At 70.8% G+C, this 12764-nt stretch carries 13 protein-coding genes; 2 read left to right on the top strand and 11 right to left on the bottom strand.

Translation table 11 applies throughout. The annotated features are described in order from the left end of the window. Positions 1 to 18: 18 nt before the first annotated feature. The 6 genes from MTE01_RS01115 to MTE01_RS01090 form a co-directional block, all read right to left on the bottom strand. Entirely contained in the window at positions 19 to 789 is a 771-nt protein-coding gene (locus tag MTE01_RS01115) for a sirohydrochlorin chelatase (RefSeq protein WP_141375237.1), read from the bottom strand. Then, positions 786 to 1925 carry a uroporphyrinogen-III synthase gene (locus tag MTE01_RS01110; protein WP_103206609.1) on the bottom strand — a complete coding sequence of 380 codons (1140 nt, stop codon included), beginning with the start codon at positions 1923 to 1925 and terminating at the stop codon, positions 786 to 788. Before MTE01_RS01110 ends, MTE01_RS01115 begins: the two co-directional genes overlap by 4 nt. Continuing rightward, entirely contained in the window at positions 1922 to 3157 is a 1236-nt protein-coding gene (gene cobA, locus MTE01_RS01105) for a uroporphyrinogen-III C-methyltransferase (protein WP_141375235.1), read from the bottom strand. The genes MTE01_RS01110 and cobA overlap by 4 nt, the downstream gene beginning before the upstream one ends. Continuing rightward, positions 3154 to 3603: a nitrite reductase small subunit NirD gene (nirD, locus tag MTE01_RS01100; RefSeq protein ID WP_246077933.1), complete on the bottom strand. Its 450-nt coding sequence runs from the start codon at positions 3601 to 3603 to the stop codon at positions 3154 to 3156. Before nirD ends, cobA begins: the two co-directional genes overlap by 4 nt. Then, the gene (gene nirB, locus MTE01_RS01095) at positions 3600 to 6179 is read right to left on the bottom strand and encodes a nitrite reductase large subunit NirB (RefSeq protein ID WP_141375825.1); all 2580 of its coding nucleotides are present in this window, start codon (positions 6177 to 6179) and stop codon (positions 3600 to 3602) included. Before nirB ends, nirD begins: the two co-directional genes overlap by 4 nt. A gap of 504 nt (positions 6180 to 6683) precedes the next feature. After that, entirely contained in the window at positions 6684 to 7121 is a 438-nt protein-coding gene (locus MTE01_RS01090; protein ID WP_103206611.1) for a nitroreductase family deazaflavin-dependent oxidoreductase, read from the bottom strand. 66 nt (positions 7122 to 7187) lie between these two features. Here MTE01_RS01090 and MTE01_RS01085 point away from each other — a divergent pair, with 66 nt between their 5' ends. Continuing rightward, positions 7188 to 8639: an NCS2 family permease gene (locus MTE01_RS01085; RefSeq protein ID WP_103206612.1), complete on the top strand. Its 1452-nt coding sequence runs from the start codon at positions 7188 to 7190 to the stop codon at positions 8637 to 8639. A 332-nt stretch (positions 8640 to 8971) separates the two neighbouring features. On the opposite strand, the gene sucD is transcribed toward MTE01_RS01085, so the two are convergent. From sucD to MTE01_RS01070, 3 genes are all read right to left on the bottom strand, one after another. Then, on the bottom strand, positions 8972 to 9874 hold the full coding sequence (sucD, locus tag MTE01_RS01080) for a succinate--CoA ligase subunit alpha (protein WP_056226628.1): 903 nt from the start codon (positions 9872 to 9874) through the stop codon (positions 8972 to 8974). A gap of 18 nt (positions 9875 to 9892) precedes the next feature. After that, positions 9893 to 11056 carry an ADP-forming succinate--CoA ligase subunit beta gene (gene sucC / locus MTE01_RS01075; RefSeq protein ID WP_103206613.1) on the bottom strand — a complete coding sequence of 388 codons (1164 nt, stop codon included), beginning with the start codon at positions 11054 to 11056 and terminating at the stop codon, positions 9893 to 9895. A 144-nt stretch (positions 11057 to 11200) separates the two neighbouring features. Next, entirely contained in the window at positions 11201 to 11593 is a 393-nt protein-coding gene (locus tag MTE01_RS01070) for a VOC family protein (protein WP_141375233.1), read from the bottom strand. Positions 11594 to 11644: 51 nt separating this feature from the next. On the opposite strand from MTE01_RS01070, the gene MTE01_RS01065 reads away from it, so the two are divergent. Further along, complete coding sequence (locus MTE01_RS01065; protein ID WP_141375231.1) at positions 11645 to 12052, top strand: RidA family protein; 408 nt, start codon at positions 11645 to 11647, stop codon at positions 12050 to 12052. A gap of 9 nt (positions 12053 to 12061) precedes the next feature. Here the strand turns inward: MTE01_RS01065 and MTE01_RS01060 are convergent, their stop codons facing one another. Both MTE01_RS01060 and MTE01_RS17195 read right to left on the bottom strand, forming a co-directional pair. Continuing rightward, positions 12062 to 12469, bottom strand: coding sequence for an ASCH domain-containing protein (locus MTE01_RS01060; RefSeq protein WP_141375229.1), 408 nt, complete (start codon positions 12467 to 12469; stop codon positions 12062 to 12064). Next, positions 12466 to 12684 carry a hypothetical protein gene (locus MTE01_RS17195; RefSeq protein ID WP_218026310.1) on the bottom strand — a complete coding sequence of 73 codons (219 nt, stop codon included), beginning with the start codon at positions 12682 to 12684 and terminating at the stop codon, positions 12466 to 12468. Before MTE01_RS17195 ends, MTE01_RS01060 begins: the two co-directional genes overlap by 4 nt. Between the last annotated feature and the right edge of the window lie 80 nt (positions 12685 to 12764).

Here is a 12764-nt window from a genome sequence, read left to right as displayed (position 1 = left end):
GTCGTCCCGGCCCGCCTCTCAGGCGCGGCGGCGAGCGCGTGAGACGAGAGCGCGCAGTGCGTCCAGCACGCCCCGGGCGGCCCCGACCGACGCAGTCGCCTCCGCGCCGGTCCCCACACGCCGCGCGTCGCGCCACCTTTCCCACACCACCGTCGCCACCCGCGGATCCGCTCCGATCGGGGCGGTGGTCAGGTCGGCCGCGGCCTTCTCGATGACACGCGAGAAGTGCCCCGGGGCGAGGACGTAGCTCGCCGCGACCGTTCGCTGACCGGCGGTGCGCGCAGCGTCCACGGCATCCGGGATGCGGGGATCGGATGCCGCGGCGTACGCCGTCACGACGGGGCCTGCGACACCGGCCTCGGCCATGAGCTCCGCCATGCGTTCGACGTCGACGACCGCGCCCGGCCGCGTGGAACCGGCCGCGGCCAGCACGACGGTGTCGCCCGCTCCCGCTCCCGCCTCGCGGACGCGATCGGCGAGGATCTCCGCCAGCACGGGGTGGGGGCCGAGCGCGGGAGCCACGGGAAGACCGCCGGCCGCCTCCACCAGGTCGACCTCGGTGTGGTACCCGGTCGACAGCAGGAGCGGCACGATCACGATGTCTGAGGTGCGCTTGCGCGCGGCCGCGACGACGTCGGTGACGTACGGACCGTGCACGTCGACGTACGCCTCGTGCACCTCGACACCGGCGGGGGCGGTCGCGCGTACGATCTCGAGAAGCTCGCGCACGACCACGCGCCCCTCCTCGAACCGCGTGCCGTGGGCGCAGGCGATGAGTACCGCGGTCATGAGTCCTCCTCATCGATCACGTCGAGCCGGTATCCGCGTTTGTAGACCGTGCGGATGAGATCGGCGCCGCCGAGCGCCTCGCGGGTGCGGGCCACGGCGACCTCGACGGCGTGGCCGCTGGCCTCGGCGTTCGACAGCGCCGCGACCAGGTCGGCGCGCGAGACGACCGCGCCGGGCACGCGCGCGAGAGCTCGCAGGATCTCGACGCCCGTGCGCGGGAGCGGCGTGAACTCCCCGTCGAGCACGATCCCCGACGACCGGATGCCGAGCAGCCCGGCCGTCGTGGCGAGGACGGGCGCATCGGCCCCGCCGTAGTGCGTGACCACCGCGCGCACGAGCGCGCCGAGGCGCCCGCGGTCGGGGACGAGGGGATCGATCCCGGCGTCGCGCAAGGGACCGGCCGTGATCGGGCCGACCGCCGCGATGAGCACCCGTCCGTCTCGCGCACGGGATGCCACCCCCGCGAGCGCCTCGGCGCGCTCGGCAGCCAGGATCCACTCGCGGGCCGCGGGGGCCGAGGTGAACAGCACGGCGTCGATCTCGCCGCGGGCGACCTGCCGGGTCGAGGCGGCCACGGCCTCGGGGTCGGGCGGCGGGCCCCACCGGTAGATCGTGAGACTCGTCACGCGCGCGCCCGCTGCCTCGAAGGCGTCGTCGAGGCCGTCGGCTCCGGAGCCGTGGTGCTGCACCGCGACATGGAGCCCCGCGATGCCCTCGGCGACGAGGAAGTCGCGCAGCTCCGCCGAGGTCTCGCTCTCGGCGACCCAGTCGGCTTCGAACCCCGCCTGTTGGATCGCCCCGCGCGCCTTGGGCCCGCGGGCCACGATCCGTGCGCGCTGCAGCACGGCGCTCAGTTCGTCGTGGAGCCCCGCCTCGTCGGCGGTCTCCATCCACCCGCGGAAACCCACCCCGGTGGTCGCCACCACGACGTCGGGCGGGTCGGCGACGAGCTGGCGCGTGGCGGCGATGAGCTCGTCGTCGTCGACGTGCGGGATGATCGTCAGCGCCGGGGCGACCCGCACGCGAGCACCGTGCCGTTCGAGCGCGGCCGACAGCTCCCCCGACCGCCGGTCGACGGGAAGCAGCACGGTGCATCCGAGGAGCACCGTGCTGATCGTCCGCGCGGGTGTCGTCACCCGATGCCCTCCCCGTGCGCCGCGACCGCGACCGGCATGAGCAGATCTGCCCGGGCGACCTCGCCGAACACGAGCACGGCGGGGTTGGCGAGCCGGTGGGCCTCGGCATCCTGAATCGCTGCTCCGAGCGTCGTGCGGATCGTGCGCTGAGCGGGGGTGTGGCCGTTCTCGACGAAGGCGACGTGGCGGGTCTCGGGAGCACCGGCAGCGCGGGCCGCGGCGACGAAACGGGGCAGGGCGCTCACGCCCATGAGCGCGACGACGGTGGCGCTGTCGTCGCGGAGGGCCGCGAGGGTGGCCTCGCTCGGGGTCTCCTGACCGTTCACGACGTGCAGGGTGCCGGCGACGCCGCGGTGAGTCACGGGGACCCCCGCCGCCGACGGCACGGCGATGGCGCTCGAGATGCCCGGAACGACCTCGACCGGGATGCCGGCGGCCCGGCACGCGAGCACCTCTTCGCCACCACGACCGTAGACGAAGGGGTCACCGCCTTTGAGTCGCACGACACGGAGGCCCTTCGCGGCGCGATCGACGAGGATCGCGTTGATCTCGTCCTGCGGCACGGGGTGGTGCTGGGGGCGCTTGCCCACGTCGACGAGCTCCACGTCGTCGCCGAGCTCACGGAGCACCCCGGTGGGTCCGAGGCGGTCGTGCACGACGACGTCGGCCTCGGCGAGCAGGGCGCGGGCGCGCACGGTCATCAGGTCGATCGGGCCGGGACCGCCGCCGACGAGCGCCACGCTCCCCACGAGCGGACGACGTCGGCGGCGGAGAGGGAGGGCGCCCGCGGCGAGGCGCTGGGCGATCGCGTCGCGCACGGCGACGCTACGGCGAGGATCGGCGCCCGCGGTCGAGACGACCCCGACCATGACGTCGCCGCTCGCGGTCTCGGCGGCGAGGCGCGCGGTGCCCTTGCCTCCGTGTCCGGCGTTGACGCACCACACGCGGCGGGCATCGGCGGCGGCGACGACGGCGGCGTCGACGGATGCCGAACCGGTGGCCGTGTGGCAGAACCAGGCGTCATCGAGGTCTTCAGCGACGAACCCACGCGGCATCCACGCGATATCGCCCGACGCGGCCAGGGCGGCGAGGGCCGGCGTCGCGACGGGGGCGACGAGCCGCACCCGGGCACCGGCCGCGCGCAGCCGGGCGATACGTCTCTGGGCGACGGAACCGCCGCCCACGCAGACGACGAGCTTGTCGGTGAGGTCGAGTCCTGCGAGAGCGATCATCGGGGGTCTCCTTCTCCGTCGTCCGCCACGGGGGCGAGCTTGACGAACACGTCACCGTCGGTCACCGCCACCGGGTGCACGCGCACCGAGAGCGGCTCCTTGCCCTGTGTGTCGAGGCACGCGCCGGTGCGCAGGTCGAACACCTGCTTGTACATGGGCGAGGCGACGGTGGGCACGCCCGCGCGGTCGCCGACGATCCCGCGCGACAGAATGGCGGCCCCACTGAACGGGTCGACCTGGTCGGTGGCGAAGATGCGCCCGTCGAAGGTACGGAAGAGGGCGATCTGCCGGTCGCCGACCAGGGCCGCGGCACCGCGCTCGACGAGCAGGTCGTCGACCCGGCAGATGCGGGTCCACGCGGAGCGCCCTACGCCCGCGAGGGCGTCGACCGATGCGTCGGGCGCCGGGGTCTCGGCATCCATGTTCGTCGCCTCCAGGATCGTCACGAGCGCACCGCCAGGGTCGTGCCGCCGATGAGGACCGCCCCGGAGGAGCGTTCCTCGGCGGTCGCGGGGCGGGGCTGGCCGCGCTCCGCCACGTACGCCAGTGTGGGGTCGGCGGTGTCGGGGGCGTTGACGAAGCTCTGGAAGCGCTTGAGCTTCTCGGGGTCGGCGAGGGTCGCCGCCCACTCGTCCTCGTAGTTGTCGATGTGCGCGGCCATGGCGCGGTCGAGGTCGTCGGCGATGCCGAGCGTGTCGTCGAACACGACGCCCTTCAGCGCCTCGAGGCCGCCCTCGTAGTCCTCCATCCACGGCGCCGTGCGCTGCAGCCGGTCGGCGGTGCGGATGTAGAACATCAGGAAGCGGTCGATGGCCCGCAGCAGTCCGTCGTCGTCGAGACCCTCGGCGAAGAGCACCGCGTGGCGCGGGGTGAAGCCGCCGTTGCCGCCGACGTACATGTTCCAGCCGGCCTCGGTCGCGATGACGCCGACGTCCTTGCCGCGCGCCTCGGCGCACTCGCGCGCGCAGCCCGAGACGCCGAACTTGATCTTGTGCGGCGAGCGGAGGCCCCGGTACCGCAGCTCGAGCTGCACGGCCATGCCGACCGAGTCCTGCACGCCGTAACGGCACCACGTCTGTCCGACGCACGACTTCACGGTGCGCAGGGACTTGCCGTAGGCCTGTCCCGACTCGAAGCCGGCGTCGACGAGGCGCTTCCAGATCGCGGGCAGCTGCTCGAGGCGAGCGCCGAACATGTCGATGCGCTGGCCGCCGGTGATCTTCGTGTACAGCCCGAAGTCGCGCGCGACCTCGCCGATCACGACGAGCCCCTCGGGGGTGATCTCCCCTCCCGCGATGCGCGGCACGACGCTGTAGGTTCCGTCGCGCTGGATGTTGGCCATCACGTGGTCGTTGGTGTCCTGCATCGTCGCGAGCTCGCCCTCGAGCACGTGCCCCGAGTAGAGGCTGGCCAGGATGCTCGCGAGCGCCGGCTTGCAGATGTCGCAGCCGCGGCCGGTGCCGAAGCGCTCGACGATCGCGGTGAAGGTCTTCAGCCCCGAGATGCGGACGGCGTCGAACAGCTGCGCGCGCGTGAACGAGAAGTGCTCGCACAGACCGTTCGAGACTTCCTTCCCGGATGCCGCCAGCTCGGTCGCCACGAGCTTCTTCACGAGCGTGAAGCACGAGCCGCACGCCGCTCCCGCCTTGGTGCACTCCTTGACCTCGGCGGCATCCGCGCAGTCGTGCTCGGTGACGGCGCCGCGCACGGTACCGGCCGTGACGCCGTTGCACGAGCAGACGATGGCGTCGTCGGGCAGGTCGCCCTGCGGGGCGGGCGCGAGGTCGGACGGCATGAGGTACGCGGCGGGGTCGCCGCCCAGCGCACGACCGACGAGGGGGCGCAGCGACGTGTAAGCCGAGGCGTCACCCACGAGGATGCCGCCGAGCAGCGTCTGCGCGTCGTCGCTCAGCACGAGCTTCTTGTAGACACCCGAGATGGGGTCGGCGTACGTGACGTCGAGGGCGTTGGGGGTCTCGGCGAACGCGTCGCCGAAGCTCGCGACCTCGACACCCGAGAGCTTGAGCTTCGCCGAGGTGTCGAAGCCGTCGAACGCGGCCTCGCCCCCGAGCAGGCGGGTCGCGGCGACCTCGGCCATCGCGTAGCCGGGAGCGACGAGGCCGATGCATTGTCCGTCGAAGCTGGCGACCTCGCCGATCGCGAGGATCGCCGGGTCGGAGGTATCGCAGCCCGCGTCGATGACGACCCCGCCGCGCGGATCGACCGCGAGCTCCGCGGTGCGCGCGAGCTCGTCGCGGGGGCGCACCCCGACCGTGAAGACGACGATGTCGACGGCCTCCCACGTGCCGTCGCGCAGCTCGAGGCCGCACACGGCGCCGGTCTTGTCGGCATCCACCCGCGTCGTCACCGAACTCGTGCGCACCTCGATGCCGCGCGCCTCGATGAGCCGCTGCAGCGCCTTCGCGCCGCCGAGGTCGAGCTGGGCCGACATGAGCCGCTCGTTCGACTGCAGGACGAACGGCGAGACGCCCTCGGCCTGCAGCGCTCCCGCCGCCTCGAGTCCGAGCAGACCCCCACCGACGACCGCGCCGCGCAGGGGCCGGCCGAGCTGGGCCGAGCGCTTCGCGACCCAGGCGCGCATGCCGGCGACATCGTCGAGCGTGCGGTAGACGAAGCACCCCTGGTGGTCGAAGCCGTCGAGGGCGAGGCGCGCGGCGTACGACCCGGTGGCGAGCACGAGGCGGTCGTACGAGTGGAGGGAGCCGCCGACCGTGGTGACGGTGCGGGCGGCGGGGTCGATCTTCGTAACCCGGGCGTCGGTGTGCACCCGCACACGGTCATGGTCGAGGACCGCCGCGTCGAGGGCCAGGTCGTCCGGCGTCTTGCCGGTGAAGATCCCGGTCAGGCCGACCCGGTCGTAGGGGCCGCGGGCCTCGTCGCCGAGCACCGTGATCGACCAGCGGCCGTCGGTGTCGCGGCTGGTGAGGCTCTCGACGAAGCGGTGGGCCACCATCCCCGCACCCACGACCACGACGGATCCGGATGACGCGGGGTGGAGCATGCCGTCACCGTACGCGACGGAGTTTGCCGGGGCGTCTGCGGCGTGTTTCGTTCCGGTTGCGGGGTTCGAGCGGGCCATGCCCCGACGCTAGGCAGCCGAGGTTTCCCCCGGCCTCGCCCCGGCGTTACCCCCGGCGAACGTTTCGCTCACGCGGCGGTGACTGTGGTGTGAGGTTTGGGTCCCGGCATCCGCTCTCCGTCCGGGGCCCGTGCGTGCTCGCGGCCGTGACGTCTCGGCATCCGCCGCTGCCGCGTCCTCCCCGGTCCCGCTCGTACCGGTGATTCTCGTTGAGTGTCCAAGACACCCGGACGAATTTCGAGAACGTCCGGGTTTCTTGGACACTCAACTTTTCGGCGGCGACAAGCTCGCGCGCGCGTGGCACCCGAGTCCGCGCGTGGCGCCAAAGCGCGTGCGACCCGCGTTGAGTGTCCAAGACACCCGGATGAAATTTCGACACGACCGGGTGTCTTGGACACTCAGCAGCTCAGGCGCGCGGGTGACGCCTCAGTCCACCGGCTCCAGCACGAACAGCTCGATGCGGCGCTCGGTCTTCTTCTGGTACTCGTCGTAGTCGGGCCAGACCTCGGTCGCGTAGCCCCACCACTCCTCGCGCTCGGCGCCCTCGGCCTGGTGCGCGTCGTACTCCTTCTTCACGTCGCCGTCCTGCAGGGCCACACGAGGGTTCTTCACGAGGTTGTAGAACCACGCGGGATGCTCGGGAGCACCGCCCTTGGATGCCACGACCGCGTACTTTCCGTCGTGCTCGACGCGCATGAGGGCGGTCTTGCGCAGACCACCGGTTTTGGCGCCGACGGTGGTGAGGACGATGATGGGTACGCCCCGCATGTCGGCGGACTCCTTGCCCCCCGTGGCTTCGAAGGTCTCTGCCTGCTGACGGGCCCATTCGCTGGTGCTGGGGAGATACTCTCCTGAGAGTGACATAGCTCACACGATACGTCGGCGTCTTCCCCTCCGGTCTAGCCCCTCCCCCTTTTCCCTGGAGCTTTCATGAGCGCTTCCGCTCCCGAGACCACGGCCGTCCCCGAACCGAAGAACGGCCTCGACCGGTTCTTCGAGATCACCGCCCGCGGCTCGACCGTCGGCGGAGAGATCCGCGGCGGCGTCGTCACCTTCGTCACGATGGCGTACATCGTCATCCTCAACCCGATCATCCTGTCGGGCACTCCTGACGTCGCCGGCAACGCGCTCGGCTTCTCGCAGGTCGCCGCCGTCACCGCGCTCACCGCGGGTGTGATGACGATGCTGTTCGGTCTGGTCACGCGCCTGCCGTTCGCGTTCGCCGCGGGCCTGGGCATCAACTCGTTCCTCGCGGTCGGCATCGTCGGTCAGGTCACCTGGCCCGAGGCGATGGGCCTCGTCGTCATCAACGGCCTCATCATCGTGCTGTTGGCCGTCACGGGCCTGCGCCGCATGATCTTCGAGGCGGTGCCCCTCGCCTTGAAGACGGCGATCACGGTCGGCATCGGACTGTTCATCGCCTTCATCGGCTTCGTCGACAGCGGTCTGGTCACCTCGACCGGTCTCAGCTCTCCGCCGGTCGGACTCGGCGTCGGAGGCTCGATCACCACGATCCCCACGGCCCTGTTCGTGCTGACCCTGGTCATCACCGCCGTGCTGCTGGTACGTAAGGTCAAGGCCGCGCTGCTGATCGGTCTGCTCTCGGGCACCGTGATCGCGGTCATCGTCCAGGCCGTCACGGGCCTCGGCGCGAAGGCCGACGGCAACCCCGGCGGCTGGGGCCTCAGCGTGCCGACGCTCCCCGCGCAGTGGGTCGGCCTTCCCGACCTGTCACTCGTCGGTCAGGTCGACCTGGTCGGCTCGTTCGGTCGCATCGGTGTGCTCGCCGCCCTCATGCTCGTCTTCACGCTCGTGTTCACGAACTTCTTCGACGCGATGGGCACGATGACCGGCCTCTCCCGCGAAGCGGGCCTCGCCGCCCCCGACGGCACCTTCCCGCGTCTGCGCTCGGCGCTCGTGATCGAGGGCATCGGCGCCGTCGCGGGTGGTGCGACCTCGTCGTCGTCGAACACCGTGTTCATCGAGTCGGGCTCCGGCATCGGCGAGGGCGCCCGCACGGGACTCGCCAACGTCGTCACCGGCGCGCTGTTCCTGCTCGCGATGTTCTTCACCCCGCTGACGAGCATCGTCCCCACCGAGATCGCCGCCGCGGCCCTGGTCATCGTCGGCGCGCTGATGATGGCGCAGATCCGCCACGTCGACCTCAGCGACATGTCGGTGCTCATCCCGGTCTTCCTCACGGTGACGGTGATGCCCCTGACGTACTCGATCGCCAACGGCATCGGCGCGGGCTTCGTCAGCTGGGTGCTGATCCAGGCCCTGTCGGGTCGCGCGCGCCGCATCAGCCCGCTGCTGTGGATCGTCGCCGCCGGCTTCGTGGTCTTCTTCGCCCGCGGACCGGTCGAGGCCCTGCTCGGCTGACGCCTGCGCCAGCGAGGGGTCCGGATGCCACGGCATCCGGGCCCCTTCTCTGTCGCGGTGCTCCGCACGGCGCGCAATGCGGCCCCGGCGGCGGCGCCCGGCTGCCAGATCACGTGACCTCGCACGGGAAGCCCAGGCCCGGCCGCCGACATCACGTGATCGGGGCGAGCGCACACGCCGGGGCAGGTGTTCTCGGCGGAGTCACGTGATCTCGCGCCCCGTCGTCGCACGCACGCAACCCTGTCGCGCGCGAGACCACCCGCACCCCGCCCCCGCCGGACATGCGAAAGGGCCCGGATGCCGTGGCATCCGGGCCCCGCAGAGAGTGCTGCTTACAGGCTCTCGATGATCTCGCGCATCAGGGCGGCGGCCTCGGACGGCGTCTTGCCGACCTTGACACCGGCGGCCTCGAGGGCCTCCTTCTTCGCCTGAGCGGTACCGGCCGAGCCCGAGACGATGGCACCGGCGTGGCCCATGGTCTTGCCCTCGGGGGCCGTGAAGCCCGCGACGTAACCGACGACCGGCTTGGTGACGTTCGCCTTGATGAAGTCGGCGGCGCGCTCCTCGGCGTCGCCGCCGATCTCGCCGATCATGACGATCGCCTTGGTCTCGGGGTCGGCCTCGAACGCCGCGAGGGCGTCGATGTGCGTGGTGCCGATGACCGGGTCGCCGCCGATGCCGATGGCGGTCGAGAAGCCGAGGTCGCGCAGCTCGAACATCATCTGGTAGGTCAGGGTGCCCGACTTCGACACGAGGCCGATGGGTCCCTTGCCGGTGATGTTCGCGGGAGTGATGCCCACGAGCGCCTCGCCGGGCGTGATGATGCCGGGGCAGTTCGGGCCGATGATGCGGGTCTTCTCGCCCTTGGCCTTGGAGTACGCCCACGCCTCGGCGGTGTCGCCGACGGGCACGCCCTCGGTGATGACGACGAGGAGGGGGATCTCGGCGTCGATGGCCTCGACCATCGCGTCCTTGGTGAAGGCCGGGGGCACGAACGCGATCGACACGTCGGCGCCGGTCTCGCGGATGGCCTCTTCGACCGACGCGAAGACGGGGAGCTCGACGTCGTTGCCCGATGCGTCCTTGTGCGAGACCGTGGTGCCGGCCTTGCGGGCGTTCACGCCACCGACGACCTGGGTGCCGGCCTTGAGCATGAGGGCGGTGTGCTTGGTGCCCTCACCGCCGGTGATGCCCTGGACGATGACCTTGGAGTCCTTGTTGAGGTAGATCGACATTGTTTCTGTCCCTATCCCTTACGCGTTGGCCAGTTCGGCGGCCTTGTCGGCGCCCTCGTCCATACCGGCGGCGAGGGTGACGAGCGGGTGGTTGGCGGCGGCGAGGATCTGGCGACCCTCTTCGACCTGGTTGCCGTCGAGGCGCACGACGAGCGGCTTCGTGGCGGCGTCACCGAGGATCTCGAGGGCCTTGACGATGCCCTCGGCGACGGCGACGCACGAGGTGATGCCGCCGAAGACGTTGACGAAGACGCTCTTGACCTGCTCGTCGCCGAGGATGACGTCGAGACCGGCGGCCATGACGGTCGCAGAGGCGCCGCCGCCGATGTCGAGGAAGTTGGCGGGCTTGACGCCGTTGTGCTTCTCGCCGGCGTAGGCGACGACGTCGAGGGTCGACATGACCAGGCCCGCGCCGTTGCCGATGATGCCGACCTGACCGTCGAGCTTGACGTAGTTGAGGTCGTGCTGCTTGGCCTTGGCCTCGAGCGGGTCGGCCGCGTCCTTGTCTTCGAGCGCCTCGTGGTCGGGGTGGCGGAAGCCGGCGTTCTCGTCGAGCGAGACCTTGCCGTCGAGGGCGATGATGTCGCCGTCTTCGCTCTGGATGAGGGGGTTCACCTCGACGAGGGTGGCGTCCTCGCCCTTGTAGACGTTGAAGAGCTTGACGAAGACGTCGGCCACCTTGGGGGCCAGCTCGTCGTCGAACTTCGCGGCCTTGGCGATCTCGAGGGCCTTCTCGGGCGTGATGCCCTCGATCGGGTCGACCTCGATGCGCGCGAGCGCCTCGGGACGCTCGACGGCGAGCTCTTCGATCTCCATGCCGCCCTCGACGCTCGAGAGCGAGAGGTAGGAGCGGTTGGCGCGGTCGAGCAGCACCGAGAAGTAGAACTCCTTGGCGATGCGGGCGCCGGCGGCGACCATGACGCGCTTGACGACGTGACCCTTGATGTCGAGGCCGAGAATGGCCTGGGCCGCCTCGAATGCCTCGTCGGGGTTCTTCGCGACCTTCACGCCGCCGGCCTTGCCGCGGCCTCCGGTCTTGACCTGAGCCTTGACGACGACGACACCGCCGAGCTTCTCCGCGGCCGCCTTCGCCTCCTCAGGGGTGTCGGCGATGATGCCGGCGAGTACCGGCACCTCGTACTTTTCGAACAGATCACGTGCCTGGTACTCGTAGAGATCCACGGACAATCCTTCGCTGGGCGATCGGTGGTGGGAGGAGGCGAACTCTCTCGATATCAAGAGATCTTCGCCAGTCGACAACCCTACTAGACGGGGCTGGAGACCCCCGACCCTTGCCCCTTCGACGGGAGGGGATGCGGATGCCGCTCACCCCGGGTTGTGCATGAACTCGATCCGGATGCCGTCCGCGTTCTCGACGAACGACGCGAAGTACGTCGGTGTGAACCGGGGATACTCCTTGGGCTCGCGCACGACGGTCCATCCGGCATCCAGGGCCAGGGCGTGCATACGGACGACCTCCGCGCGTGAGGCCACGGCGAATGCGAGATGCTGCCAGCCGACCCGCCCGTGTTCATGGGGACCGGATGCCACGTCTCGGGCCGGCAGCACGATGAGCTCCGTCTCGCCCTCGGCGTACCACGACGCCCCGTTTTGGCCGTCCGTCCGCTCCAGGCCGAGGGCGGTGAGGATCGGATCGAACTGCGCGATGGCACGTTCGACGTCGGCGACGCTGACACTGAGGTGGTCGAACAGAGGCATGCACCTAGTCTGGCGATGACCCCCGACATTCGCCTCGCCGTCAGGAGCCCCATGCCCTCCGCCGTCACCCTCATCCGCGCCGCCGCCCTATCGGATGCGGCCCAGTACGCCTACGCCGCCACCGCTCCGGCGAACGCCCGGCTGATCTTCCTCGCCGGATCCTGCCCGCTGAACGACGACGGCTCGACGGCCGGGGTGGGCGACTACGCGGCGCAGGCGGCGAAATGCGTCGAGACCATGACGGGGGCTCTGGGCGCGGCCGGCGCGAAGATGACCGATGTCATCAGCACGCGCGTGCTCGTCGCCTCCGCCCGCCGGGCCGACCTCGTCACCGCCTGGGACGTCGTTCGCGACGCCTTCGGCGACCATGACGTGCCCAGCACACTGATGGGTGTCACCGTTCTCGGCTACGACGATCAGCTGGTCGAGATCGAGGCGGTCGCCGCGGTCGTCGACTGACCGCGAGGCTCACCCCACGACCGCGAACCGCTCCAACACCACCGACGTGTCGTCGTCGACGACGAAATCGTCCCCGAGCTCTTCACGCATGGCATCCGAGGTCCAGAACCGCACGTGCCCGCGGCGCCACTCCGCGACGGACGTGTATCCCTCGCCCTCGTCGAGCGCATGGGTGAGCGAGACGTCCCGCAGAGCGACGATCTCCACCCCGGTCGTCTCGATGACGCACACCGGTTCACCGGCCGAGTCGACCACCGCGCCGCGGTCCCCGACGGCAGGCAGCGGGTCTCCCGCGCCCAGATACTCCCGCACGAGCGAGCTGGTCGCCGTCTTCTCTCCCGCACGGATCGCCGCGACGATCCGGTCGCGCCCCGCCCCGGGGAACATGAACTCGATCGCGGGCAGGCCGCCGCTCATGCCGGCATCCGCTTCTCGAACCGGAACATGCGGTCGGGGCCGCGGCGATCGCCCTCGCTCCCGGCCTCGGGGCGATGCCCGGGGTGAAAGAACTCGACGATGTGGAGGCCGCACCGGTTGACGGAGAAGTGGATGTTCCGCTGGTCGACGTACGGCGTCTCGGTCTCCCGCTCCTCGGTCTTGAATGTCACCGAGCTGAAGATCCCGTTCGTCACGCGTCGACGGTACGCGATCCCGGGTGGGGCCGTCGAGGCGCGAGCGCACGTCCCGGCGGTCGTCTGGCTCGGGACGACCG

The organism is Microbacterium testaceum (assembly GCF_006539145.1).
GTDB classification, from domain to species: Bacteria; Actinomycetota; Actinomycetes; order Actinomycetales; family Microbacteriaceae; genus Microbacterium; species Microbacterium testaceum.
Note: the sequence above shows the minus strand (reverse complement) of the source record. Positions and strands in the feature narration are given on the sequence as shown.

What these genes read in the sequence shown, in the direction of transcription:
- MTE01_RS01115 (WP_141375237.1), bottom strand. Translation starts at nt 789, where the DNA reads ATGACCGCGGTACTCATCGCCTGCGCCCACGGCACGCGGTTCGAGGAG.
- cobA (WP_141375235.1), bottom strand. Translation starts at nt 3,157, where the DNA reads ATGATCGCTCTCGCAGGACTCGACCTCACCGACAAGCTCGTCGTCTGC.
- nirB (WP_141375825.1), bottom strand. Translation starts at nt 6,179, where the DNA reads ATGCTCCACCCCGCGTCATCCGGATCCGTCGTGGTCGTGGGTGCGGGG.
- MTE01_RS01090 (WP_103206611.1), bottom strand. Translation starts at nt 7,121, where the DNA reads ATGTCACTCTCAGGAGAGTATCTCCCCAGCACCAGCGAATGGGCCCGT.
- MTE01_RS01085 (WP_103206612.1), top strand. Translation starts at nt 7,188, where the DNA reads ATGAGCGCTTCCGCTCCCGAGACCACGGCCGTCCCCGAACCGAAGAAC.
- sucD (WP_056226628.1), bottom strand. Translation starts at nt 9,874, where the DNA reads ATGTCGATCTACCTCAACAAGGACTCCAAGGTCATCGTCCAGGGCATC.
- MTE01_RS01070 (WP_141375233.1), bottom strand. Translation starts at nt 11,593, where the DNA reads ATGCCTCTGTTCGACCACCTCAGTGTCAGCGTCGCCGACGTCGAACGT.
- MTE01_RS01065 (WP_141375231.1), top strand. Translation starts at nt 11,645, where the DNA reads ATGCCCTCCGCCGTCACCCTCATCCGCGCCGCCGCCCTATCGGATGCG.
- MTE01_RS01060 (WP_141375229.1), bottom strand. Translation starts at nt 12,469, where the DNA reads ATGAGCGGCGGCCTGCCCGCGATCGAGTTCATGTTCCCCGGGGCGGGG.